Origin of the sequence: Streptosporangium amethystogenes subsp. fukuiense (assembly GCF_042665875.1) — a bacterium.
In the GTDB taxonomy this organism is placed as follows: Bacteria; Actinomycetota; Actinomycetes; order Streptosporangiales; family Streptosporangiaceae; genus Streptosporangium; species Streptosporangium fukuiense.
In genome coordinates this window covers 7,069,478-7,093,720 of sequence record NZ_JBHTEE010000001.1, presented here as the reverse complement: position 1 = coordinate 7,093,720, position 24,243 = coordinate 7,069,478, and the positions used below count along the sequence as shown (strand labels likewise).

Sequence of the window (24,243 nt, the reverse complement as noted above, 5' to 3'; positions counted from 1 at the left end):
GGCGCCCTTCCTGGGCGATTGACCAGTGAGAGTCCTTCCGCCATCGCCCCCGAGTGGCGGAAGGACTCTTCCCCGTTTCCGGGCCTCCCGCATGGGCGGTGCGGGAAACGAGGAAGGCCCCCGCGATCGCGAGGGCCTTCTCATGTGTTCCGGATCAGTTCCCGTCGGGTGGCGACTCGTCGAAGATGGTGCCGTCGTCGGGCTCCGTGGGCATGTCGTCCGTCGGCTCGTCGGGAATGGTCGGCTCATCGGACGGGTAGGTCGGCTGCTCGGTCGGCTCGGGCGCCTGCCCGCTCGACACGATCAGCGTGATCGTCGTCCCCGGCTGGTACTTGCCGCCCGCCTCGGGAGACTGGCTCAGCACGGTGTCCTTGGGCAGGTCGCTCGGCTGCTCGACGACCTTCCACTTGAAGCCCGCCTCCTTGAGCATGTTCTTGGCGTCCCCGACGGTGAGGTTGGCCACGCTCGGGACCTCCACCGCCTCCTTGGGCACGTAGATTCGCACGGTGCTGCCCTTGCTGGCCTTCTTGCCGGCCTCGGGCAGGGTCTCGAAGACGATGCCCTGCTTCCGGCTGGAGGGCTTGCTCTGCAGGCTGACCTTGAAGCCGGCGTCCTCCAGGGTCTTCGTGGCCTCTTCCGCGGTCATGTTGAGCACGGAGGGCACCTCGACCTTCTCGATGCCCTTGGAGACCTTGAGCGTCACCTCGGTGCCCTTGTCGACCTCCTGGTCGGCCGCCGGTTCGGTGTCGATCACCGAACCCTTCGGGATCTCCTCGTCGAACGCCTGGACCGTCTTCACCTTCAGGCCGAGATCCGTCAGCGCCTTGGTCGCCGCCTCCATGGTCTGCGAGGCCAGCGGCGGGACCGTCACCTTGCCCGAGGCGGTGGGGGTGCCGGGGGAGCTGAGGAACATGTAGCCCACGCCGACGAAGGCGCCGATGACCAGCAGGGGGATGAGGATCCACGCCGCGGTCTTGACCGCGGTGTTGCTGCTCTGCTGCCGGCGCCGGCCGCGCTCGCCGGTGCGCCCGCCCCCCTCCTCGCCGTACTCGTACGCCGGGACGGCGGTGGTGCGCTGGGTGGCCGGGCCGCCGGGCCCGGGAGCCTGCATCGTCCGGGTGGCCGAGCCGTAGTTATTGGAGATGGCCATGGTCTGGGCGTCCGTCGGGATGCCGGACATCGCCCGCTGGATGTCGGCCCGCATCTCCCCGGCGCTCTGGTAGCGGTGCGCCGGATCCTTGGCCATCGCCTTGAGCACGATGGCGTCGGCCCACTGGGGGATGTCGGGGTCGATCTGCGACGGCGGGATCGGCTCCTCGCGCACATGCTGGTAGGCGATCGCGACCGGCGAGTCGCCGGTGAACGGAGGCTGTCCGGTCAGCAGCTCGTACAGCACGCAACCGGTGGAGTAGAGGTCGCTGCGGGCGTCGACCCGCTCGCCCCTGGCCTGCTCCGGCGAGAGGTACTGGGCGGTGCCGATCACCTGGGCGGTCTGTGTCATGGTCGCGGCCGAGTCGGCCATCGCGCGGGCGATGCCGAAGTCCATGACCTTGACGTCGCCATTGCGAGTGATCATGATGTTCGCCGGTTTGATGTCCCGGTGGACGATGCCGCCACGGTGGCTGTAGTCCAGCGCCCGAAGGATCCCGTCGACCAGTTCGGCGGCACGTTCGGGCAGCAACCGCCGGTCGGCCCGGAGCAGGTCGCGCAGCGTGCGGCCGTCGACGTACTCCATCACGATGTAGGGAACGGGTGCACCCTCTGAGACGTCCTCGCCGGTGTCGTAGACCGCGACGATGGACGGATGGTTCAGTGACGCGGCGGACTGAGCCTCCCGGCGGAACCGCGCCTGGAAGATGTGATCCCTGGCCAGGTCCGCGCGGAGGGTCTTGATGGCGACGATCCGATCCAGCCGGATGTCTCGGGCGCGATAGACCTCGGCCATGCCGCCACGCCCGACGACGCCGTCAAGCTCGTAGCGATCGCCGAGGCGTCGGGGCTGAGTCATTTCCTGCACTGTCCCTTACCGTTCATCTTGGGTGCCGGTGGGCTCTTGGGCCACCGGTGTCCATCATCGACCCGTTGCCGCATCACGTCTCCTCATTCGGCTGGTCTGTATCGCCGGGTTCGGGAGTCGTACTCGGTGTGGGGCTCGGTGTCACCGTCGGGGTGGTGGGCGTCGGGGTGGGAATCGTCGGGCTGGGGCTGGGGCTGGGTGGTGGCGACGTACTCGGCCTTGCGGTGGGCGTGGCCGATGTGCTTACCGTAGCCGACGGCGTGACCGAGGGGCGGGCCGTCTTCCCCGGCGAGACAGGTGGTCTGCTCGCCGGAGACGCGCTCCGGCTCGGTGTGGCCGTCGGTGATTCGGTAGCCTGGCTCGGCCGTACGACCGGCTTCTCCGGCTCGCTGCCGCCTGGCCGGCCGGTCAGCTCGTAGGCCGCCAGAGAGCCCAGCCCGACCGCGACGGCGCATCCCGCGACCGCGGCGACGATCACTGCTCTCCTGCGCCGGCGCCCATCAGGCGCCGGCCCGGTACCCGGAGGCGTCCCGCCCGCGCCCTCCACGGAACCTCCGCCCGCACCGCCGTGAGCGCCGGAGCCCGCACCCCCGCCGGCGGCGGGGCCGACGGGCGCGGCCATGGCCGAGGTGATCTCCTGCGGCCACTCGGTCGCGGGCTCGGCGCGCCAGCCCGAGGGGTCGGTGAGCATGCCGAGAGCGGTGGCGTCGGTGGCGGCCAGCGCGTCGAGCAGCACGTCCGCCCGTTCCGACAGCTCCCTGGCGCCGGCCGGGCGCCGCAGCGGGTCCTTGGACAGGCACGCCATGACCAGGTCACGGACCGCGGGCGGGATGCTCTCCGGGAGCGGCGGCGGGGGCTCGCCGATGTGCATGAGAGCGATCGCCACCTGCGTCTCGGCGCGGAACGGCGCCCGGCCGGCCAGGCACTCGTAGGCGACCACCCCGAGGGAGTAGATGTCGGTGGCGGGCGTCAGCGGTTCGCCGGAGGCCTGCTCGGGACTGACGTACTGGGCGGTGCCGAGCAGGACTCCCGTCTGGGTGACCGGCGCGGCCTCCAGCACCCTGGCGATGCCGAAGTCTGTGATCTTTATCACGCCCGCCTCGGTCACCAGCAGATTGCCGGGCTTGATGTCCCGGTGGATGACCCCCGCGCGGTGCGCGGCCTGCAGGGCCCTGGCGGTCTGATGGACCACGTCGAGGGTGACCTTGGGGCTCAGCGCGCCGTCCCGGGCCAGGATGCCGGCCAGGGACTCGCCGGGCACCAGCTCCATCACCAGATAGGCGACGCCGTCGGTCTCGGCGTAGTCGAAGACCTGCGCGATGCCCGGATCGGACAGCCCGGCCGCGATGCGGGCCTCGGAGCGGAAGCGCTGCCGGAAGGCGGGATCCTCCGCCACGTGCGCGCGGAGCAGCTTCACCGCGACCTCGCGGCCGAGCAACTCGTCCCTGGCCCGCCACACCTCGCCCATGCCGCCCGACGCGATACGCCCCAGCGGGCGGTATCGGCCCCCGAGCAACGCGGTCATCTATTCAGCACCGCTTCCATCACGCTCTTGGCGATCGGGGCGGCGGTGTGACCACCTGAGGCGTCGCTGCCGGCGCTGCCGGACTCGACGATCAGCGCGACGGCGACCTGGGGGTCCTCCGCGGGGGCGTAGGAGATGAACCACGCGTGCGGGTCACGGCCCTCGGCGGTCTCGGCGGTGCCGGTCTTGCCGCCGACCGTCACGCCCTGAATCTGCGCCGCGCTCGCCGTGCCCTTGTTGACGACGTTGACCATCATCTCCTGGAGCTTGCGCGCGTTGTCCTCGCTCATCGCGGTGCTCAGCTCTTCGGGGTCGGCGGTCTCGATCTCGCCGCCCTCGGCATCCGCGATCCTGTTCACCAGGTACGGCTTCATGACCACGCCGTTGTTGGCGATGCCGGCGGCGATCATGGCCATCTGCAGCGGGGTCATCTGGTTGCTGCGCTGGCCGATCGACGCCTGGGCGAGGGCCGCCTGGTCCTCCTCGGGGCCGATCCCGCTACCCGCGACCGGCAGCGGGATCGACAACGGCTCGCCGCCGATGCCGAACTTGAAGGCCTGGTCCTTCAGCGCGTCGTAGCCGAGTTCCATGGCGATCTTGCCGAACGGGGTGTTGCAGGACTTCTCCAGCGCGAACGAGAGCGTCACGCGTCCGGCGCCGCAGGCCGCGCCACCGTAGTTGGGCAGGTCGGCGGTGGTGTTGGGCAGGTCGAGCACCTGCGGGGCGTCGACCTGGGTCTCCGGGCCGAGGGTGTCGTCGCTCTCCAGGTACGCCGCCATGGTGACCACCTTGAAGGTCGAGCCCGGCGGATAGGTGCGCTCGATGGCCCGGTTGACCAGCGGTTTGTCCTCGTCCTTGTCCAGCTTGTTGTACGCCTTGTTGACCTCGCCCTTGTCGGGCTTGGAGAGCGGGTTGGGGTCGTAGGTGGGGATCGAGACCATGGCGAGGATCGCCCCGGTCTTCGGTTCGATCGCGACCAGCGCGCCCTTCTTGCCGCTGGCGCCCAGCGCCTTGTAGGCGGCCTCCTGCGCCCTGGGGTTGATCGTCAGGTCGACGTTGGCGCCCTTGCTCCGCTTGGCGGTGAACAGGTCGATGCTCCGCCGGATCAGCAGGTCGGCGCTGGTGCCGTTGAGCAGGCGGTTCTCCGTCCGCTCGATGTCGCGCTGGCTCTCGGGCGCGAAGAACCCGGTGATGGGCGCGTAGAGCTTGCCCTCGGGATAGCGGCGCTGGAAGCGGAACTTGGTGTCGCCGGTGTCGACGGACTCGGCGAGGACCTTGTCGCCCGCGGTGATCCGGCCGCGCTCGACCTCGTACTGGGCGTAGAAGTTGCGGGTGTTGCGCGAGTCGGCGCGCAGGTCCTCCGCCCGCACGGCCTGCAGGTAGTTCACGTTGATCATGAGCAGGCCGAACATGAGCAGGCAGGCCAGGGCCGCGCGCTTGAGGGGACCGTTCATCGCTGGAACACCTGCGTCATTCCTTCGTCCTGGATGGCCTGGGGCGGAGGCTTCCTCGCCGTATCCGACATGCGTACCAGCAGCGCGATAAGGATCCAGTTAGCCAGCAGTGCCGAGCCGCCCTGGGACATGAACGGGGTGACCAGGCCGGTCAGCGGGATCAGGTTGGTCACGCCGCCGACGATGATGAAGACCTGCCAGGCCAGGATGAACGACAGGCCGCCCGCCAGCAGCTTGGAGAACGGCTCGCGGGCCGCGATCGAGGTGCGCAGGCCGCGCTCCACCAGCAGGGCGTAGACCATCAGCAAGGCCATCAGCCCGGTCAGGCCGAGCTCTTCGCCCGCGGCGGTGAAGATGAAGTCGGAGAAGGAGAGCGGGATCAGGTTGGGGTGGCCCTGGCCCAGACCGGTGCCCAGAACGCCGCCCTGGCCCATGCCGAACAGGCCCTGCATGAGCTGGTAGCTGCCGCCGAACGTGCGGTCGTACAGCTCCGGGTCCTCCGGGTTGAGAAAGACCTCGAAGCGGGCCGCGACGTGGTCGAAGATGAGCCCCGCCAGCACCGCCCCGCCGACGAAGAGCAGGATGCCGATGAGCACCCACGAGGTGCGCTGGGTGGCGATGTAGAGCATCGCGATGAAGGTGCCGAAGATCAGCAGCGAGGAGCCGAGGTCCTTCTGCAGGATCAGCACGCCCAGGCTGAGGCCCCAGGTGATGAGCACCGGGCCGAGGTCACGGGCCCGGGGCAGGTCGATGAAGAGCAGCCGCCGCCCGGCCAGGGCCAGCACGTCGCGCTTGGCGACCAGGTAGCCGGCGAAGAAGACGACCAGGGCGAGCTTGGTGAACTCGGCCGGCTGGAGGCTGAAGCCGGCGACGCCGATCCAGATGCGGGCGCCGTTGATCTCCTGGCCGAGGAACGGCAGCAGCGGCGAGATCAGCAGGGCCAGGCCGACGGCGCCCGCGGTGTAGGTCAGACGCTGTAGCGCGCGGTGGTCGCGCAGCACGATCAGCGTCACGGAGAACATGACGACCCCGACGGCGGTCCACAGCAGCTGGTTGGTGGCCGAGGCTCCGTCCATGCCGGCCGCCTCAAGCCGATAGATGATCACCAGTCCGAGGCCGTTGATCAGTGTCACCAGCGGCAGGATCAGCGGGTCGGCCCAGGGCGCGAACTTGGCCAGCACCAGGTAGGCGGCCAGCATCAGACCGCCCAGGCCGAGACCGTAGGTGAGCATGCCCGCGGGGATCTGGTTGTCGAGCGCCAGCCCCACATTGGCGTACGCCAGCATCACGATGGCGACCGCGAATGCGAGCATCGCCAGCTGGGCCAACCGCCGTTTGGCGGGAAGCGGGACAGGCTCGGCGCTAGGGGTGCTCATGTGTTCACTGTGACCTTGTGGGTTCGGGGGCCCTGGGGACGGGGGGCTTGGCGGACGCGGAGGCGCTCGGCGACGTGGTCGGCTCGGCCTTGTCGTCGGCCTTGTCGTCGGCCTTGGCCGCGGACGACTTCAGCTCTTCGATCTTTTTCAGGCCCGCCTCGACGGTGGGGACGGGGATGCCGTCGCGGACCTGGCCCTGCTGGAACGCGCCAAGGGTCGTGATCGATTCTGCGGTGCCCTGGGCGACCTCGAAAAGCTCAAAGGGGCCGAGGTTGGTCTTCACGCCCTGGAAAACCACGATTTCGTTACCTCTGGCCCCTACGAAGTATTGATCGTCCAGCCATTGCCCGCCGAAGTACCAGCCTAGGCCGCTTCCGATGACGACGACACCGCCCGCCACGGCCATCAGGGGCCACAGTCGGCGACGTTTGGCCGGCTTGGCGGCGGCGGCCCTGATGATCGGCTCGTCGGGCTCGTCGTCGGCGATGACCGGTTGCGGCATGGTGACCGCGCTGGCACGTCCCGCCGGGGTGTCCGGCGGCTGCGACCGCGGCATGCCGGAGCCGGCGGCACCGACCACGGCCGCCTCGGTGCGCGGCGCGAAGCTCTCGTCCACCTCCAGCACGTCCGCCAGGACGCAGGTGATGTTGTCCGGACCACCGCCCCGGTTGGCCAGGTCGATGAGGGTGCGGACCACCCCGTCGGGATCCTCGATCGTGGAGAGCGTGTGGTGCAGGGTCTCCGCGCTCACCACCCCGGACAGGCCGTCGGAGCAGAGCAGGTAGCGGTCGCCGACCTGGGCCTCGCGCAGGGACAGGTCGGGGTCGACCTCACCGCTGCCGTCGAGCGCCCGGAGCAGGATCGACCGCTGGGGATGGGTGGCGGCCTCCTCCGCGGTGATCCGGCCGTCGTCCACCAGTGACTGCACCAGCGTGTGGTCATGCGTGATCTGGTAGAGCTCTCCCGCGCGCAGCAGGTAGGCCCGGGAGTCGCCGACGTGGACCAGGGCGACCCTCGTCCCGGACCAGAGCATGGCGGTGAGGGTGGTGCCCATGCCCTTGAGGCTGGGATCGCGGCCCACCATCTCGTGCAGCTTGCGGTTGGCGTCGCGTACCGCTGCCTCGATGGTGCTGAGCAGGTCACCTCCCTGGGCGTCCGCGTCGAGTGAGGACATCGCGGCGATGGCGACCGAACTGGCCACCTCACCGTGTGCGTGGCCGCCCATGCCGTCCGCGACGGCGAGCAGGCGGCCGCTGGCGTAGGCGGAGTCCTCGTTGCCCTCGCGGAGGAGGCCGACGTCAGAGCGGGCGGCGTAACGGAGTGCGATGGTCATTTGCGCAATTCGATGACGGTCTTACCGATGCGGATCGGAACACCGAGCGGCACCGGAGTCGGACGGGTGACTTTTGAGCGTTCGAGATAAGTGCCGTTGGTCGAGCCGAGATCTTCCACGATCCACTGACCGTCCTGGGGGAAGAGCCGGGCATGCCGACTGGAGGCGTAGTCGTCGCTGACTACCAGCGTCGAGTCGTTCGCCCGGCCGATGGTGATGGGCGTCTCCGAGAGGGTAATGGTGGTGCCTTGCAGGGGGCCACCGGTGACGACCATCTGCCGTGGTTCCCCCTTCTTGGATTTGGCCGCGGGCTTCACCGGCTTGGGAACCTTGCGCGCGGGGACGACGGCGGCCGTGCGTGATCCGAACAAGTCCGTCCGGATCACGCCGACCGCGGCAATCACGAAGAACCACAGCACCGCGAGGAAAGCGAGCCGGATCAGCAGCAGCGTGAGCTCGGACATGGACCGTCTATTTACCTTTAATCGCGCCGGAAAACCAGAGTCGTTCGCCCCAGCGTCACGCGAGTGCCGTTCTGGAGCTCGACCCGGCGAACCGGCTGGCCGTTGACGAAGGTGCCATTCGTGGAGCCGAGGTCGACGAGCGCGACCTGGGGGCCCTCCACTCGTAGCTCGGCGTGGTGCCGGGACACACCCGGGTCGACCAGCCGTAGATCACAGTCGGTGCCCCTGCCGAGCAGGGTCACCGGGGTTGTCAGGTCGAAGGACCGCTGGCCCTGCGGGTCGTCCTGGGTGGACACCAGCAGGCGGGGGCGGCCTCCGAACGCGTGAGGTTTGGCGGTGGGCACGTCGCTCACCGGCTGGCGGATCTCGTCCTGTTCGACCGTCGCGCCACGGATCACGCCCGAGCGGATGCGGAACAGGCCGACCGCGAGGTCGTCTGCCGTCTCGAAGCGGACCCTGACCGGTCCCACGAAGGAGTAGCCCTGTTCCTTGGCGTACTCCCTGGCGAGGTTGGCCAGCTCGTGGCCGATGCTGTCCGCGTAGACCTCCAGCCGCTCGCTGTCGGTCGTGGACAGCTCGACCACGAAGTCGTTGGGCACGAGAGTGCGTCCCTGGGCGACGATCGCCGCCCGCTCGTCCATCTCTCGTTGGACCGCACTGGCGACCTCTACCGGCTGAAGGTCAGATTTGAACGCCCGCGCAAAGGCCCCTTCAACCAAGCCTTCGAGCCTCCGCTCGAAACGCTGCAGGACTCCCACCGGGTACCTCCCCTCCTCCGTCTGTGTGGTCGCGGCCGCTTGGGGGCTCGTTGGCTCGGTCCTCGCTCTCTCGCACCCAGCTGCTCCGCTTTCGCATCTAGGAGGATCGTATCCGGGTTCGTGGGTACCGGCTGATACGTGCTAATGTTTCGACCGCACCCAACAAGGGCGGGTGGCGGAACGGCAGACGCGCACGGTTCAGGTCCGTGTGTCCGAAAGGACGTGAGGGTTCAAATCCCTCCTCGCCCACAAGATCATGACCCCGGTCACGCGGATACCGCGACCGGGGTCTTGCTGTTTCCGGGGAAACCGCGCATTCATCTGAGTCATCCATGAGGTCTCGTGACGGACCGGGTCGATTATCGATCAAGGTAGCCGTTCGCTCCGTTGTAGAGAAGCCTCGGGGCTTACATGTGGGTCTTGTGGTTTCTGGGGTGGTGCGGCACACCTTCCCGTTCTACCCGGCCACACTTGCTGATCACTTTCGGATGACTTGCATGGGTTTGCCGGTTGGCTGATTACGCTGACAGAGAAAACGGGTCGAGAGGATCTCACCCGGCCCGCCGGGTCCCCGGATCGGCGGGCCGATCCGGGGCGCGGTGGTTCCGCGGGTGCCCACCGGCGTTCACCGATGGGCACCCGCGTTCACCGGACGCGACGGCGGGGCGCCTCGAAGACGACCTCGGCGTGGAGTGCCCAGGAAGCGGATGAGGATCCCCGGCCGCCGCACTAGCGGGTCGCGAGCACCCGGACGCCCAGGATCTCGCCGAGAAGGTCCGTGAGGCTCACCATGCCGACCACCTCGCCGCCGCCGTCCGTGACGAGGCCCAGGTGCGCGTGGGCGTCCTGGAGGGCGGAGACGGCGTCGGGGATCGTGGTGGCCTTGTCCAGGCGGGGCACCGGCCGGGCGAGTTCCGCGGGACTGGCGTCCGGCCGGACGAGGATGTCCCTGATGTGCACCACGCCCAGGACGTCGCGCGGCCGGCCGGAGGTGACCAGCAGGCGCAGGTGCCCGTCGCGCGCGGCCACCTCGCGGATGTGCGTGCTCGTCGCGTCGCCGGGCACCGAGGTGGCCTTCGCCAGCGGCAGCATCAGCCGCTCGACCGGCTGCTGGTGCACTCGCAGGGCCCGGGTGAGCAGATCGTGCTCGTCCCGGTCGAGCAGCCCCATCCGGCCCGACTCACCGACCAGCATCGCCAGCTGGACGGGGGTCCTGGTGGTGGCCAGCTCGTCCCTGGGATGTACGCCGAACAGCTTCAGGATCCCGTTGGTCAGGTTGTTGAGCGCGGCGAGCACCGGCCTGACGACCCAGGTGAAGCCGCGGAACGGCAGGGCCAGCCCCATCGCGGCGATCTCGGGATGGGTCAGCGCCCATGACTTGGGAGCCATCTCGCCGACCACCATGTGCAGGAAGGTGATGATAGCCAGCGCGATCATCAGCGAGATGGGGACCCGCAGCGACTCGGGCACGCCGACCGCGCCGAAGACCGGTTCCAGCAGGTGCTCGACGGCCGGTTCGGTCACCATGCCCAGGCCGAGCGAGCAGAGCGTGATGCCCAGCTGCGCACCGGCCAGCATCAGGGAGAGCTCCCTACCGCCGCGCACCGCGGCGCGGGCGGCGATCCGGGTCAACCGGCCCCCCTTGCCCGCCAGCTCCTCCAGACGGTGCCTGCGGGCTGAGATCACCGCGAACTCGGCGGCGACGAAGAAGGCGTTGCCGATCAGCAGGGCCACACCGAGCAGCAGGGCGGCGGTGGTGCTCATCGTCGCTTCACCCCGCTCCGCACGATCATGGAAGTCTCCGGGACAGGCTCGGTCGTCTGCGGCGCGGCCATCGCCGGATCATCCTCTCTCTCCGCCGTTCCCGGCGTCGCGTCCCCCTCGGGATCGTCCTTTCGAGGTACGGCGAGTGACAGCCGCACCCACTCGGGGACCCGGCGATGCACCGACAGCACGGTGAGCACCGCGTCCTTCTCGTCGGCGCCGTCGTTCTCCAGGGGGTCGTTCCGCAGGGTCAGCGTGACGGTCACGCTGTCACCGGGCTCGGCCATCCGGCCGAGGGTGGCGAGCACGAGGCCCGCGACGGTGTCGTAGTCGTCGCTCTCCGGAAGCTGCAGCCCGATGGCCCGCTCGATCTCGTCCAGCCTGAGCGTGCCGGGCAGGTCCCAGGTGCCCTCCTCACCCGCGACGACCCCCGCGGGCTCCGGGTCGTTCTCGTCGACGAGCTCGCCGACGAGCTCCTCGGCGAGGTCCTCGACGGTGACCACGCCGGCCAGGCCCCCGTACTCGTCGATGACGCACGCCAGGTCGTCGCGGGCGGCGCGCATGCGCTCCAGCACGACGGGGAGCGGCAGGGAGGTGGGCACCAGGAGCGCGGGACGGGTGATCCTCTCCAGTGTTCCGGTGCTCAGCCCCGACTTGAGCAGCTCGCGCACGCCGGTGACGCCGACCACGTCGTCGCCGTTCTGGTCGCAGAGCACCGGGTAGCGGGAGTGACCGTGCCTGCGGACGGCGTCGATCAGGTCGGAGATCGGGCGCTCCTCCCTCAGCAGCACCACGCGGGGACGCGGCACCATGACGTCCTCGGCGGTACGGTCGCCGAACTCCAGCGCGCGCTCGAGCAGCTCCGACAGCCGCGGCGGCAGGTCGCCGGTGCTGGCGGAGTCGGAGATGATCCGGGACAGCTCCTCGGGGCTGGCGCCGTGCTCGATCTCCTCCACCGGCTCGACGCCGACCCGGCGCAACAGGCCGGTGGCGGCGGAGTCGAACAGCCGGATGATCGGTCCGGCGATCCGCAGGTAGATCAACGTCGAGCGGGCGAGGAACTTCGCCACCGGCTCGGGACGGGCGATGCCGAGGTTCTTGGGGGCGAGCTCGCCGAGGACCATCTGGATGACGGTGGCGACCGCGACGGCCAGTGCCACGGCGATGCCGGGTACGGCACCCGACGGGACTCCCGCGGCCTCCAGCCAGGGGCGGATGACCGTGGCGATGGCGGGTTCGGAGATGAAACCGACGAGCAGCGCGGTGACGGTGATGCCGAGTTGCGCGCCCGACAGCATGAACGACAGGCGTCCCGTCACCTCCAGCGCCCGTTCCGCGGCCACGTCGCCCGAGTCGGCCTGCTCACGCAGCACGCCGCGGTCCGCCGCGACGAAGGCGAACTCCTGGGCGACGAAATAGCCGGTGGCGAGGGTGAGCAGAAGTACGGCCAGCAGGCCCAGAGCCGTGCTCACCGGGTAGCTCTCCCGGTTGGTTCAGCGGTTCCCGTGCGTTTGCACGGGCAGGTACTCCACGAGTCCGGAGTGGACACGATCATCCTTTCGAGCAGAGGTAGTTCTCTACCGTAACGATCCGGGTGGGGGTTGATGTTTCCGGATCAGCAGACGATCGCATTGTCGGTGGCTAACAACCTGTCTGAGTACTTTCACATAGGGAAACCTTGGGGACTCCGCGGCATGCGCGTGAGCCGCGACGTAGCGTCGATAATGACGTTTTCATCATGAGATCGAGAAGTGGCGGGACACGACGTGGCTGACTGGCCCGAAGACGACGATCGCACTCGCGCGCTGCGGTCGCCCACCCCGGGGTCCGCGCCGCAGCGAGCGGCCGGGCAGCCCGCCCACCCCCTGCCGGGCGGGCAGGCGTCGGCCCGGCGGCAGGCGTCCGGGGGCGAGGAGGTGCCGTCCCCCCGGGGAAGCTCACGGGTGTACGGCAAGGCCAGGTCGGGCTCCAGCCCGGTCAGACCGCTGAACGCCTCTTCCGACGGCTCCCGCGCCGGTTTCGGCGGTTCGGGTGACGGCGGCGGGCAGCGGACGTCGAGCTGGCGCCCGAAGCGCCCGGGCAGGCTGATCGTGCGGATCCTCGCCGGGCTGCTCGTCGTGCTGCTGGTCGTGGCCATCGGCGGATATTTCATGATTAACTCACGGCTGACCAGGATCGAGGCGCTCACCGACTACGAGGGCCGACCCGCCGACACCCCCGGCACCAACTGGCTGCTGGTCGGTTCCGACAGCCGGGAGGGCCTGACCGCGGCACAGCGTAAGAAGCTCGCCACGGGCAAGGCCGTGGGCCGCAGGACCGACACGATGATGCTGCTGCACATTCCCGACGGTGACGGCCGCCCGACCCTGGTCAGCCTGCCGCGTGACTCCTACGTGCCGATCGACGGCCACGGCAGCGACAAGCTCAACGCCGCCTACGCCTTCCAGGACGGCGGCCCCAAGCTGCTCGCCAAGACCGTGGAGAAGGTGACCGGGCTGCGGCTCGACCACTACATGGAGATCGGCTTCGGCGGCTTCGTGGGCATCGTCGACGCCATCGGCGGGGTCGAGATCGACGTCAAGCAGGCCATCAGGGACCCCAAGGCCGGGATCAACCTGAAGAAGGGGCTCCAGCTCATGGACGGCGGGACGGCCCTCGGTTACGTCCGTACCCGTGCCACCGGCAAGATCCCCGACCTCGACCGGACCCAGCGCCAGCGCCAGTTCTTCTCCGCGGTGGTGAAGAAGGCGGCCAGCCCCGGGGTCCTGATCAACCCCTTCACCTCCGTGCCGCTCGCGCTGAGCGCCGCCGACTCGGTGTCCGTGGGCGAGGAGACCGGTGCCTTCGACCTGCTCTCCCTCGGTCTGGCCATGGGCGACAACCCGGTCACCACCGTCGTCCCGGTCGGCTCCCTGCCCACCATCAACGGTCAGGCGGTCGTCAAGTGGGATCGGGAGAAGGCGCTGCGCCTGTTCGACGCGCTGGCCGAGGACAAGCCCGTCCCCAAGGACGTCCTCGCCAAGTAGGCGTCATCGTTCCGCGTGGTGAGCGCCGTGGTCGTAAGCACTCCGTAAGCGGTGCGCGGCCACGGCGCCATTAGCCTCGATGTCGAAGACAGAGCCGGGGCTCCCACGCCGGAGGTATTCGATGAGAATCAAAAGACTGCTCCGACACCCCGCCACGTGGGGCGTTCTGGCGGTCGGTGCCGTCGTGCTCGGCGTCGCCCTCTACCTGTTCCAGCCCTGGCGCCTGTTCACCACGGTCGAGGTGAACGAGGCGTTGCCGACCGTGGCCGTGACCTCCGAGCCGGAGGCGACCCCGGTGGTGCAAGACGGGGCGAGCGAGCCCGCCAAGGCCCCCGAGGAGCCAAGAATCCTGGCCAAGGGCACGTTCGTCTCCCACGAGCACGAGACCGCGGGCAAGGCGAGGGTGCTGGAGCTCCCGGATGGGAGCCGGGTCCTGCGGATCGAGGACCTGGACACCTCCGACGGCCCGGATCTGCGGGTCTGGCTGAGTGACCAGCCCGTCAAGGAGGGCAGGGCCGGATGGTTCAACCTGGACGACGGCAAGCACCTCGAACTCGGCGAGCTGAAGGGCAACCGGGGTAACGCCAACTACGCCATCCCCGCGGGGGCCGACCTCGACAGCCTGAAGAGCGTCACCATCTGGTGCAGGCGCTTCAGCGTCTCCTTCGGCGCCGCCGCCCTCACCTGACACAATGCCCGGACTATGAGTGTTTCCGGGAAACTGCATGCCATTGGCCGCCCGCTCGTCGAGGCGCAGCTCGCGCACCCGACGGTGGTCGGCATCGCGCGAGGAGACCTGCCCGAGCCGGTGTTCCGGTCCTGGCTGGAGCAGGACTACCTGTTCCTGCTCGACTACGTGCGGGTTTTCTCGCGACTCGCCTGGCAGGCCCCTGACGGGCACCTGGGGGACCTGGTGGATCTGGCCCACGCCACATTCCACGAGGAGCTGAACCTGCACCGTTCGCTGTCCGCGGAGTTCGGCGCCGATCTCGGCGGGGTGCGAAAGGGGCCTGCCTGCGCGGCCTACACCTCTTTCCTGCTAGACTCCGCGGCCGTCTACGCCGATGGCCTGGCCGCGCTCTACCCCTGCATGTGGGGCTACTCCACGCTCGGTCGGGCCCTGGCCGAGAACCCGCCCGACGAGCCGCGATACCGTGCCTGGGTCGACACCTACGCCCATCCGGCCTTCGCCGAGCTGACCGAGCGCATCGCCGTGATGATCGACGAGGCGGCACCCGACCCCGGTAGGGCGGAAAAGCTGTTCACCGAGGGAATGGCCCATGAACTCGCCTTCTGGGACGTGCCCTGAGGCCGTCCTCTCGCGGCGGCCTTTCGTCTTTCCCGGCCCGCCGGCCTCCCGCGCCTTCGGCTCCCTCCTCGGCACCGGTGTCGCCGATCCTTCGGCCACGGGGCACAGAAGGCCGGCTGATTCAGTCGGTCAGTTGTGGTGAATTAGCTCGCTATCAGGGGAAATTGAGAGTCCGGATGAGGGCGTCCGAGAGGCTTTGCGCACCCATCAGGTGTGGGAGTTGGAACAATGGGCGCATGAGTGTTCCTGAGGTCGAGGCACGGGCCGTGCCGGATGACGCGTTCCTGCTCGACGTACGCGAGGACGACGAGTGGCGTGCCGGGCACGCGCCGGGAGCCGTCCACATCCCGCTGGGTGAGCTGCAGTCCCGGGTCGACGAGGTGCCCAAGGGCGCGCCCGTCTACGTGATCTGCCGGGTCGGCGGCCGTTCCGCCAACGCCACCGCCTGGCTCAACCACGTGGGCTGGGACGCGATCAACGTCGGCGGCGGTATGCGGTCCTGGGAGGTGGCGGGGCGTTCGATGGTCGCCGAGAGCGGTCAGGACCCGTTCGTGGCCTGAGCGGTCCCAGCGGTCCCAGTGGTCCCAGTGGTTTCAGTGGCCCAGGTGGCCTGAGTCGACGTCCACCGAGATGGCGGTCCTTGCCAAGAAAGGAATAAATGGCATAATCGGGGCGAATTATTTACCGCGGGAGCTCGGGCGTGACCGGGCTGAGAGGGCGGAACCACGCAGAGGGTCGCACAGACCCTCCGACGCGCCGCCGACCGCATGAACCTGTCCGGGTAATGCCGGCGTAGGGAGCGTGTGATGTCGCCTGCCGTCGTTGACTCCAAGTCAGCCGAGGCCCCCCTCACCCTCGACGAGGCTCCTCCCAGGGAGCTCGGCGTGCTCGACCAGGGCGCGCTCTGGGCCAATCTGGGGGTCAGCCTGCTCGGATTCTCCGGCGCGATCGCGCTGATCGATCCGCTCGGCGACCGGCCGCTGAGCTTCGTGGCCGCGATCCTGGCCGCCGTCGTGGGCAGCGTCATCGGCACCGCGATGGTCGGCCTGGCCGCCATTCCCGGGCAGCGGACCGGCGCTCCGGCGATGGTCCTGCTCCGCGGGCTGTTCGGTGCCAGGCTCTCGTACCTGCCGACCGTGCTGAACATCATCCAGATGCTCGGCTGGGGCGCGTTCGAGCTCTGGGTCATCGCCCAGGGCGCCCAGGCCATCGCCGGATCCTTCGGGTTCGAGGTGCCGTACGCGGTCTGGGTGGTCCTCGGAGGGGTGATCACCACCGCGCTGAGCATCCGGCCGCTGGGAGCGGTCCGGTTGCTCCGCCGGTACGTCACCGCCGGCGTGGTCGTCTCGATGATCTGGTTCGCGGTCGCCCTGTTCAGCCGGGGGCCGTCCATCGGCGGTGGATCGTGGGAGGCCTTCGCGCCCTCGGTCGACTACGTGATCGCGCTGTCGGTCTCCTGGGTGCCGGTCGCGGCGGACTTCGCGCGGTTCTCCAGGTCCGGCAGGGCCACGTTCACCGGTGTCGTCGGCGGCTACACGATCACCCAGGTGGCCTGTCTGGTCCTGGGAATCGCGGCGCTCGCCCTGGTCGGCAACGACACCGGGCGGGTCTGGGACCCCTTCGTGGCCGCGGCCCTCGGCCCGCTGTTCTTCGGCATCCTGGTGCTCAGGGAGACCGACCAGTCGTTCGTGAACGTCTACTCCACCACCATGTCGCTGCAGAACCTGATGCCCAGGCTGGACCGCAGGGTCATCTCCGTGGTCATCGGAGTGCTGGTCACCCTGCTCGCGATCTTCGTCAAGGTCGACACCTACACCGCGTTCCTGAGCCTGATCGGGGCGGTCTTCGTGCCGATGTTCGCGGTGCTCGCCGTGGACTACTTCCTGCTCGGCGGCGCCAGGAGCTGGGACACCTCCGACGGCGCGCCCTCGCGCTGGCTCATGGTGGCCCCGTGGCTGCTGGGCTTCGCGGCGTGGTGGATGCTCGCCGCGTTGCCGGTCGCCCCGGAGCTGGCCTGGTGGACCTCGTTCTGGACCGATGCCCGTGACCTGCTCGGCTTCGTCCCGCAGCCGTGGATGAGCGCGGCCGTCGGCGCGTTCCTCGCCGCGGGTCTCGTCACCCTGGGCACCGGTGCGCTCCGGCGCCGTTCCTGACCGGGCGGAGGCGCGCTAAGCGCGGGACTCGATGCGCAGCAGGCGTTCCTTGGCGGCCGAGCCCCCGGCGTACCCGCCAAGGACCGACTCGCTCTCGACGACCCGGTGGCACGGCACGATGACGCACACCGGGTTGCTGCCCAGCGCGTTGCCGACCGCGCGCAGCGCCCGCGGCCTGCCGATCCGCTCGGCGATCTCGCGGTAGGTCGTCACCGTCCCGTACGGCACCGAGAGCATCATCTGCAGCACCGTCCTGGAGAACTGGGTGGCCAGGCGCAGGTCCACCGTTGTGGTGAAGGCCCGGAGCCGGGCGGAGAAGTAGGCGTCCAGCTCCCGGCGGACCGGGTCGAGCCGCCGGGGGTCCGGCCCGATGAAGGTGCCGACCTCCCTGCTGATCCGCTCGAAGACGACGTTCTCGTCCTCGTAGCTGCAGGCCACCACACCCCGGCCCGTCACGGCGAGGGTAAGACGCCCCAGCGGTCCGTCGAGCGTGCCGAACGCGATGTCGGGATGGCTCGTGCCGACGTAGTCGGGCGAGGTCACCCGTAGCAATGCATCGATGTCGCCGGATGACATGGCCCCACCCTTTCGTATCCAGGTGTGTGGTGACCGCAGAGTATCGGACGGATCGCCCGGCCAGTGGCAACACGTGCGGGACGAAAGTGCCAAGATCAGGCCGGTTGAGACGGCACTATGGGTGTGTGGTGGACTACACGGCCGACAATGACGAGGGCATCGGCCGGGCGGTCGTGGCCGACGCGCCCAACGCGATCGTCGCCATTGATCGCGAACAGACGGTCATCGCCTGGAATCCCGCCGCCGAGCGCCTTTTCGGCTGGTCGGCCGAGGAGACGGTCGGCCGGCGGGTTCCGGTGGTTCCCGAGGAGCTGATGGCCGAGCACAACGCGGTCCTGGAGAAGGTCCGCACCGGCGGCCAGGTGTCGCTGCGGACCAAGCGGTTCCACCGGGACGGCAGCCTGCTCGATCTACGGGTGGACACCGGCGCGCTCTCCTCGCGGGACGGCACCCCCATCGGTTATGTCAGCGTCTACCACCTGGCCCAGGACGACGAGAGCGCCAACGACCGCAACGCCCGCCGGGCACAGCTCGTCCGCCGGCTCACCGACGTGGTCGCCGACATCAACGCCGAGCTGGAGCTGCCCGCGGTGCTGGACCGGATCGCGGCCAGCCTCGCCGACCTGACCGGGGCCGACGCGGGCGGGTTCGTGCTCATCGAGGGCGACCGGCTCCGCCTCGTGGCCCGTCACAACCTTCCCGGCTCGATGCGGAACTCCACGGCGGACCTTCGCACCAGCCTGGTCGGCAAGCTGCTGCGCGAGGGCAGGACCGTCCTGCTGGAGACCGGTGACCAGGACCGGCTGGACGAGCTGATCTGGTCGCAGCTGCCCGGCCTGCACACCATCGCACTCGGTCTCGCGGCCATGGGCGGGCGACCGTACGGCGCGCTGTACGCGCTCTTCGCCAAGCGCAAGGTGGGCCACCTGGAGCTGGAGCTGCTGGAGCTCCTCGCGGGTCACGCGGGCATCGCCGTGGGCAACGCGATGGCCTACCAGGAGGCCGTACGGCAGCGGGCCCACGAGCGGGCGGTGTTCGACGCCAGCGCCGACGGCATAGCGGTCCTCGACGAGCTGGGCCGGGTCGTCCAGTGGAACCCGGCCGCCGGCGAGCTGACCGGCTTCCACTCCGCCGAGGTGATCGGCGGCCCGCCCCCGTTCCAGCTCCCGGCGCCGGGAGAGAAGCTCACCATCCAGTTGCCCTCGGGCACCTGGCTGGACGTGCTCTGCGCGGAGATCGTGGAGACGGGCGAGATCGTGGTCGACTTCCGCGACATCACCCGCGCGAAGGAACTGGAGGAGGCCAAGGATCTCTTCCTGGCCACCACCAGCCATGAACTGCGCACCCCGATCACCGTGGTCCGCGGCTTCGCCGGCACCCTCGACGACCGCTGGGACAGCATGACCGACACCGAGCGCCGTGCCGCGGTGCGCATCATCGCCGAGCGGGCCCGTTCCCTCGGCCAGCTCATGGACCACCTGCTGCTGGGCTCGCGCGCGGGGGCCGGTGAGCTCACGCTCAGAATCGAGGGCTTCGACCTGGCCGAGCTGGTGCGGGGAGCCACCCTGGGCCTGCCGATCCTGTCGGATCTGCACCGGGTCGAGGTCGACGTGCCCGATGACCTGCCCCTGGTCTCCGGCGACGCGCTGGCCACCGATATCCTGCTGGCCCAGCTGCTGGAGAACGCTTTCAAATATTCGCCGGACGGTGGCCTGATCAGGGTAGAGGCATGGGTGGATGGTGACCGGGTGGTGTTGGTCGTGGACGACGAGGGCGTGGGCATCGCCCAGGCCAGCAGGGAGCGCGTCTTCGACCGCTTCGTCCAGGCGGACAGCGGCGACCGCCGCAGGTTCGGCGGAGTCGGGCTTGGTCTCTACATCGTGCGCAGCCTGGCACGGGCCCAGGGAGGAGAGGTGTCGGCGCATCCACGCCCCGCGGGCGGCACCCGGATGAGGTTGGCCCTCCGTATCGCCGACACGCCGGACGCTCTTACCTGATCGACACGCCAAGGCGGTAACGAGTCGGTAACGGATCCGCTGATCTATTGTCGAATGTGCACAAGCTGTAATTGCTGCTCGGTTTCCGAGACTATCTAACGGGGCATTTCGGTCGTACTGGGGTGAGTTCCTCAGGGGGGAAAAGCATACGGGGAGGTGAGTGCGTCGAGCGTCGTGTTGTTGCCGTATGCACCGTCCAGCGTCGCTGTCGCACGCCAACGCCTCTGCTCTGACCTGCAGGAACGGGGTGTGTACGAGACCGCTATAGACGACGCGGTACTCGTGGTCAGCGAGCTGCTGAGCAATGCGCTGCGTCACGCGCATCCGTTGCCGTCGGGGCAGATCAGGGTGTCATGGCACTGGACCGAGGAGCAGGTCGAGGTTGCGGTGAGTGACGGTGGTGCGGCCACCGAACCAAGAGCAGGGCGCCCGACGCTCTCCTCCCTGGGAGGGCGAGGCCTCGGAATCGTCGAATATCTGGCCTCGACATGGGGAGTCAGACACGAGGGGGACATCACCACGGTCTGGGCGGTGGTCACGGCGGTCAACACGGTAGGTAACGGCCATGTTTCCACCCCGGAACCCGCCCTCAGGGAATGCGGATAGCCCTTCCGTCGGGTGCCGTCCCGCTTGGCCTGTCATGAAGCGGGACGGCACCTCCCCCGCCGTCCGGAGTGCCGTCAGCCTCCGGCGAGCGCGGGCCGGTGCAGTATCGCCCGCTCCCCGGTGGTCCAGGCCGTCGTGACGAGCAGGTAGATCCCGGCCGCGAGCGGCAGCACCGCCGCGACCAGAACGGTTCCGTACGGCAGCAGGGGCAGCACCCGGCGCAGCACCGCGGGCTGGACGTCCTCGCTCATCGTGCTCCGCGTCTGGCGGGAGGCGACCCACGCCATGGCGACGAGCAGCAGGAAAAGCCCGGCGAAGACCAGGGTCGGACCACTGAGCAGCCCGAACCCGGCCACCGTGCCCGCGAACTGCTGGCCGAGCGGCACCCCGAGGAGCCCATGGGTCAGCAGCGCGTTGGCCTGACCGGCGATCGTCGAGGAGACGAACGCCTGGTAGGTCACCATGAGGAACGGCAACTGCGCCGCCGACGGCAGGCAGCCTGCCAGTGGTGAGGTCCTCTCCCTGGCGTAGAGGGCGGCCAGTTCCCGCTGGAGCCGCTCGGGATGGCGGCCGTGACGTTTCCGGAGTTCCCGGATCTCCGGGGCGAGGCGGATCCTGGCCCGCTCACCCCTGGCCCGCATGACGCTGAGCGGGAGCAGCAGGAGCCGGACGAGGAGCGTGAAAACGACGATCGCGAGCGCGGTGGAGCCCAGTGGCCCGGCGAGCGCGGTGATGAGGTCGGCGGTGAACCCGATGACGGGGTCGAACATGGTCGGGGCCCTTCTGACCGGAGTGGGGACGGTACAGAGGACGCCCGCGCACCGCGGGGGTCTTCAGAGCGTGTGCGCGCGGCACACGGTGGTCGCGGGGGGTTACGCGGGCGCCGGGCCCGCGGAGGGTGCTCTGGGCCGGGACCTCCCGGCCGCGTCGGGGTCGCGTTGCCGGACGAACATCGTCCGCCTGGCCCGATCGCGCCGCGACAGCGGCGACCGCGCCCGCGCGCCGGAGGTGACGGGCGCCGGTCGCAGTGCCCAGGCGAGCAGGAGCACGCCCAGCCCGACCACGGCGGTCGCCGTCAGGACGCCGCCGCCGTCGAACATCCAGACCACCAGTGTCTGGACGGCGAGGAGCAGGTTCAACTCTTGGACTTGGAGACCACGGTGACCAGGGCGACGACCACGAAGGCCACGACCGCCAACACGATCACGAACTTCAGCAGCCCGAAAAGGGCGGGCAGCACGAGCCCGAACACCACATAGAGCGCGAGCAGGACGCCCAGGACCGCCAGCACGATACGACTCATGTGCTCCACCGTACGCCGACGGGAGGAACGGCGGGCGCCTTGATCGTAACGATCGAGTGCTTACGGACCGGTGACACGGCTTAGGGATCTCCTCTGGCGGGCCTACCGTTGAGGTCATGAGCGCGCGGATTCTGGTGGTCGACGACGATCCGATGGTGGCCGAGGTGGTGGCCCGCTACCTGGAACGTGACGGTCACGTGGTCGAGTGCGTCGGAGACGGCGCCGAGGCGCTCAGGCGCGCGCTGTCCAACCCGCCGGACCTGATGGTGCTCGACCTGATGCTCCCCAGGATGGACGGACTCCAGGTGTGCAGGAAGCTCAGGGAGCGGTGGCCGGTTCCAGTGATCATGCTGACCGCGCTGGGCGAGGAGATGGACAGGGTCGTCGGGCTGGAGACCGGTGCCGACGACTACGTCACCAAGCCCTTCAGTCCCAGAGAGCTGGCCCTGCGCGTGCAGTCGGTGCTGCGGCGGGCGCGCGGCGCCTCGCTGCCGACCGGTACCGGGGTGCTCAGGGACGGCGATCTGACCGTCGACGTCGGGGCGCACGAGGTGCGGTTCCGAGGTGGCGAGATCATGTTGACCGCCCGCGAGTTCGATCTTCTGGCCCACCTGATGCGCAACCCCCGCCAGGCCTTCAGTCGATCCGCGCTGCTCAACCAGGTCTGGGGCTGGTCCTTCGGCGACTCCTCCACGGTGACCGTCCACGTCCGCCGTCTCCGCGAGAAGATCGAGCCGGATCCGACCGTTCCCCGGCGCATCGTCACGGTGTGGGGCGTCGGCTACCGCTACGAGCCGCTGGCCGAGCCGTGATCCCCGAGATTCTGCTGATCGTCGCGGTCACCGCCGGCCTCGGCCTGCTGGTCGCGCTCGCCGGGCTGGGGGCGATGTGGCTGCTGCGCGAGCGGTCGATCGGCGCGATGCTCGCGGTGGTCGTCGTGGTGACCGTGCTGGCGACGGTGGGCGGCGTGGTCGCCATCACCCTGAAAATGATCATTGAGGGTACGTCGAGGGACATCGTGCTCAGTGTGGTCGTGGTGGGTGGCCTGGTCGGGCTGGGCGTCGCGACGGTGCTCGCCCGCCGGGTGGTGGCGGCCAGCCGCAGGCTCGTCGACGCCGTGCACGCGGTGCCCGCCTCGGGGGAGTTCACCCCGCCCGGAGGTCTCCCCGCCGAGCTCGGCACGATCGCCGGGAGCCTGGATCAGGCCTACCGGCGACTGCGCCTGGGCCACGAGCGCGAGCGTGCCCTGGAGAGCGCGCGCCGTGAGCTCGTCGCCTGGGTCAGCCACGACCTGCGTACCCCGCTGGCGGGCATGCGGGCCATGGCGGAGGCCCTGGAGGACGGGGTGGTCGCCGACCCCGAGACCGTAGGCCGCTACCACCGGCAGATCCGTCTGGAGGTGGACCGGCTGTCGGGAATGGTCGACGACCTCTTCGAGCTGTCCAAGATCCACGCGGGGGCGCTGCGCCTGTCGCGCAACCGGATCGGCCTCAGCGACCTGGTCGCCGACGCGCTGGCCGGGGTGGAGCAACTGGCCAGAGCCAAGGGGGTGCGGCTGGCCGGCGAGGTCGGCCCGGTGATCCCCGTCCAGGCCGACGCGGCCGAACTCTCCCGGGCGCTGCGCAACCTGGTGGTCAACGCGATCAGGCACACCCCCGGCGACGGCTCCGTCCTGGTCCGCGCCTCGGTCGAGGGCGGGATCGCCTGCCTGTCCGTCGCCGACTGCTGCGGCGGCATCCCGGTGGACGACCTGCCCCGCGTCTTCGACGTCGCCTTCCGCGGCGAGGCGGCCCGCACGCCCAGTGCCGACGGTGCCGGAGCGGGCCTCGGCCTGGCGATCGCGCGCGGCATCGTCGAGGCCCACGAGGGAGTGATCGGCGTCGTCAACTCCGGTCCGGGCTGCCGCTTCGAGATCCGCCTGCCGATCTCCGTCTGAACGGCACCGCCCGGCCGTCGTCGTGGGGCGGTGTCACCGGCCCTGATCCGATCGGCCCGGGTGCGGCGAGCCGCCGGTTCGGGCCGTCAGCCGGGACCGTTGCCGTTGGAGGTCGGCGCGGTCGTGGCGTCGCTCCCGGGTCTCACCGAGACCATGAGGGGCATCCGCGCGCGCTCGTCGTCCTCGGCGGCGTCGGTTTCGACGTGCCGGCAGGAGGTGAGCCTCCTGGTGGTGCCCAGGGACTCCACCATCGCCCGGAACGTCGGGCACGGCCAGCGCCACATGCAACTGCGGCAGCGCAGGATCGGATGTGCCGTGTCGCTGGTGATGCCGCCCGCGTCACGCGGCTGGTGCAGGTCGAGCAGCCTGACGCCGAGCGTGGCGAGGTCGAGGAGCTCTTCGCGTGCCCCTTCGAGGAAGTCGAGGTCCTCGGTCGACAGGCTGGTTCTGATCGGGACGTGTCCCTCGTGGTTCACCAGGTTCCGCAGTGAACTCGCCGCGTCGCGCCACGAGGTGGCCCTGTCGGTACGAGTGATCATGGACTCCAGGTGTTCCCGGAGCCGCTGCCGCTGGAGATCCTCGGGTAGGTCGGTGTTCATCGATACGTTCGAGCCCGTTTCCTGTAACTCAGCGGCTGTCACCGCCG

Annotated in this window: 23 protein-coding genes, 1 tRNA gene and 1 riboswitch; of the genes, 10 read left to right on the top strand and 14 right to left on the bottom strand. The window is 69.5% G+C overall.

The window, feature by feature from the left end:
- Window positions 1-154: 154 nt before the first annotated feature.
- The 7 genes from pknB to ACFQVD_RS31280 all read right to left on the bottom strand — a co-directional run bounded on the left by pknB (window position 155) and on the right by ACFQVD_RS31280 (window position 8,927).
- Complete coding sequence (gene pknB, locus ACFQVD_RS31310; protein ID WP_343970674.1) at window positions 155-2,008, bottom strand: Stk1 family PASTA domain-containing Ser/Thr kinase; 1,854 nt, start codon at window positions 2,006-2,008, stop codon at window positions 155-157.
- A gap of 82 nt (window positions 2,009-2,090) precedes the next feature.
- Complete coding sequence (locus ACFQVD_RS31305; protein ID WP_343970678.1) at window positions 2,091-3,542, bottom strand: serine/threonine-protein kinase; 1,452 nt, start codon at window positions 3,540-3,542, stop codon at window positions 2,091-2,093.
- Window positions 3,539-4,996, bottom strand: coding sequence for a peptidoglycan D,D-transpeptidase FtsI family protein (locus tag ACFQVD_RS31300; protein WP_343970681.1), 1,458 nt, complete (start codon window positions 4,994-4,996; stop codon window positions 3,539-3,541). Before ACFQVD_RS31300 ends, ACFQVD_RS31305 begins: the two co-directional genes overlap by 4 nt.
- A complete protein-coding gene (locus ACFQVD_RS31295; protein ID WP_343970684.1) occupies window positions 4,993-6,372 on the bottom strand; it encodes an FtsW/RodA/SpoVE family cell cycle protein in 1,380 nt (459 codons plus the stop codon). Before ACFQVD_RS31295 ends, ACFQVD_RS31300 begins: the two co-directional genes overlap by 4 nt.
- 4 nt (window positions 6,373-6,376) lie before the next feature.
- Window positions 6,377-7,705, bottom strand: a complete 1,329-nt coding sequence (locus tag ACFQVD_RS31290) for a Stp1/IreP family PP2C-type Ser/Thr phosphatase (protein ID WP_343970687.1) — start codon at window positions 7,703-7,705, stop codon at window positions 6,377-6,379.
- The gene (locus tag ACFQVD_RS31285; RefSeq protein ID WP_343970689.1) at window positions 7,702-8,169 is read right to left on the bottom strand and encodes an FHA domain-containing protein FhaB/FipA; all 468 of its coding nucleotides are present in this window, start codon (window positions 8,167-8,169) and stop codon (window positions 7,702-7,704) included. Before ACFQVD_RS31285 ends, ACFQVD_RS31290 begins: the two co-directional genes overlap by 4 nt.
- 17 nt (window positions 8,170-8,186) lie before the next feature.
- Window positions 8,187-8,927 carry a DUF3662 and FHA domain-containing protein gene (locus tag ACFQVD_RS31280; RefSeq protein ID WP_326646286.1) on the bottom strand — a complete coding sequence of 247 codons (741 nt, stop codon included), beginning with the start codon at window positions 8,925-8,927 and terminating at the stop codon, window positions 8,187-8,189.
- 166 nt (window positions 8,928-9,093) lie between these two features.
- Here ACFQVD_RS31280 and ACFQVD_RS31275 point away from each other — a divergent pair.
- Window positions 9,094-9,176, top strand: a tRNA-Leu gene (locus ACFQVD_RS31275).
- Window positions 9,177-9,656: 480 nt separating this feature from the next.
- On the opposite strand, the gene ACFQVD_RS31270 is transcribed toward ACFQVD_RS31275, so the two are convergent.
- Together ACFQVD_RS31270 and ACFQVD_RS31265 are read right to left on the bottom strand one after the other, a co-directional pair.
- Entirely contained in the window at window positions 9,657-10,691 is a 1,035-nt protein-coding gene (locus ACFQVD_RS31270) for a hemolysin family protein (protein ID WP_343970694.1), read from the bottom strand.
- On the bottom strand, window positions 10,688-12,163 hold the full coding sequence (locus tag ACFQVD_RS31265; RefSeq protein ID WP_343970697.1) for a hemolysin family protein: 1,476 nt from the start codon (window positions 12,161-12,163) through the stop codon (window positions 10,688-10,690). Before ACFQVD_RS31265 ends, ACFQVD_RS31270 begins: the two co-directional genes overlap by 4 nt.
- Window positions 12,164-12,457: 294 nt before the next feature.
- Between ACFQVD_RS31265 and ACFQVD_RS31260 the strand changes: the two genes are divergently transcribed.
- The 5 genes from ACFQVD_RS31260 to ACFQVD_RS31240 all read left to right on the top strand — a co-directional run bounded on the left by ACFQVD_RS31260 (window position 12,458) and on the right by ACFQVD_RS31240 (window position 17,179).
- A complete protein-coding gene (locus ACFQVD_RS31260) occupies window positions 12,458-13,717 on the top strand; it encodes an LCP family protein (RefSeq protein WP_343970700.1) in 1,260 nt (419 codons plus the stop codon).
- A 121-nt stretch (window positions 13,718-13,838) separates the two neighbouring features.
- Window positions 13,839-14,405 carry a DM13 domain-containing protein gene (locus ACFQVD_RS31255; RefSeq protein ID WP_343970703.1) on the top strand — a complete coding sequence of 189 codons (567 nt, stop codon included), beginning with the start codon at window positions 13,839-13,841 and terminating at the stop codon, window positions 14,403-14,405.
- A 15-nt stretch (window positions 14,406-14,420) separates the two neighbouring features.
- The gene (locus ACFQVD_RS31250; protein WP_343970706.1) at window positions 14,421-15,026 is read left to right on the top strand and encodes a TenA family protein; all 606 of its coding nucleotides are present in this window, start codon (window positions 14,421-14,423) and stop codon (window positions 15,024-15,026) included.
- A gap of 236 nt (window positions 15,027-15,262) precedes the next feature.
- Window positions 15,263-15,586 carry a rhodanese-like domain-containing protein gene (locus ACFQVD_RS31245; RefSeq protein ID WP_343970709.1) on the top strand — a complete coding sequence of 108 codons (324 nt, stop codon included), beginning with the start codon at window positions 15,263-15,265 and terminating at the stop codon, window positions 15,584-15,586.
- A 116-nt stretch (window positions 15,587-15,702) separates the two neighbouring features.
- Window positions 15,703-15,842, top strand: a riboswitch (TPP riboswitch).
- Window positions 15,833-17,179 (top strand): purine-cytosine permease family protein, encoded by a 1,347-nt coding sequence (locus ACFQVD_RS31240; RefSeq protein ID WP_343970712.1) that lies wholly within the window; start codon window positions 15,833-15,835, stop codon window positions 17,177-17,179. Its footprint overlaps the riboswitch before it by 10 nt.
- A 15-nt stretch (window positions 17,180-17,194) precedes the next feature.
- Here the strand turns inward: ACFQVD_RS31240 and ACFQVD_RS31235 are convergent, their stop codons facing one another.
- On the bottom strand, window positions 17,195-17,755 hold the full coding sequence (locus tag ACFQVD_RS31235) for a methylated-DNA--[protein]-cysteine S-methyltransferase (protein WP_343970715.1): 561 nt from the start codon (window positions 17,753-17,755) through the stop codon (window positions 17,195-17,197).
- 125 nt (window positions 17,756-17,880) lie between these two features.
- Between ACFQVD_RS31235 and ACFQVD_RS31230 the strand changes: the two genes are divergently transcribed.
- Complete coding sequence (locus tag ACFQVD_RS31230; RefSeq protein ID WP_343970718.1) at window positions 17,881-19,752, top strand: sensor histidine kinase; 1,872 nt, start codon at window positions 17,881-17,883, stop codon at window positions 19,750-19,752.
- 156 nt (window positions 19,753-19,908) lie between these two features.
- Window positions 19,909-20,358, top strand: coding sequence for an ATP-binding protein (locus tag ACFQVD_RS31225; protein WP_051753245.1), 450 nt, complete (start codon window positions 19,909-19,911; stop codon window positions 20,356-20,358).
- Window positions 20,359-20,432: 74 nt separating this feature from the next.
- Here ACFQVD_RS31225 and ACFQVD_RS31220 read toward each other — a convergent pair whose 3' ends face one another.
- The 3 genes from ACFQVD_RS31220 to ACFQVD_RS31210 all read right to left on the bottom strand — a co-directional run bounded on the left by ACFQVD_RS31220 (window position 20,433) and on the right by ACFQVD_RS31210 (window position 21,661).
- Window positions 20,433-21,128 carry a YidC/Oxa1 family membrane protein insertase gene (locus ACFQVD_RS31220; protein ID WP_343970721.1) on the bottom strand — a complete coding sequence of 232 codons (696 nt, stop codon included), beginning with the start codon at window positions 21,126-21,128 and terminating at the stop codon, window positions 20,433-20,435.
- Between the two features lie 102 nt (window positions 21,129-21,230).
- Window positions 21,231-21,497, bottom strand: coding sequence for a DUF6412 domain-containing protein (locus tag ACFQVD_RS31215; protein WP_343970724.1), 267 nt, complete (start codon window positions 21,495-21,497; stop codon window positions 21,231-21,233).
- Window positions 21,494-21,661 (bottom strand): hypothetical protein, encoded by a 168-nt coding sequence (locus ACFQVD_RS31210; protein ID WP_343970727.1) that lies wholly within the window; start codon window positions 21,659-21,661, stop codon window positions 21,494-21,496. Before ACFQVD_RS31210 ends, ACFQVD_RS31215 begins: the two co-directional genes overlap by 4 nt.
- A gap of 116 nt (window positions 21,662-21,777) precedes the next feature.
- Here ACFQVD_RS31210 and ACFQVD_RS31205 point away from each other — a divergent pair, with 116 nt between their 5' ends.
- Window positions 21,778-22,473, top strand: a complete 696-nt coding sequence (locus tag ACFQVD_RS31205; protein ID WP_343970730.1) for a response regulator transcription factor — start codon at window positions 21,778-21,780, stop codon at window positions 22,471-22,473.
- Entirely contained in the window at window positions 22,470-23,597 is a 1,128-nt protein-coding gene (locus ACFQVD_RS31200; protein ID WP_343970733.1) for a sensor histidine kinase, read from the top strand. Before ACFQVD_RS31205 ends, ACFQVD_RS31200 begins: the two co-directional genes overlap by 4 nt.
- Before the next feature lie 86 nt (window positions 23,598-23,683).
- On the opposite strand, the gene ACFQVD_RS31195 is transcribed toward ACFQVD_RS31200, so the two are convergent.
- Entirely contained in the window at window positions 23,684-24,196 is a 513-nt protein-coding gene (locus ACFQVD_RS31195) for a hypothetical protein (RefSeq protein WP_343970736.1), read from the bottom strand.
- Window positions 24,197-24,243: the final 47 nt, after the last annotated feature.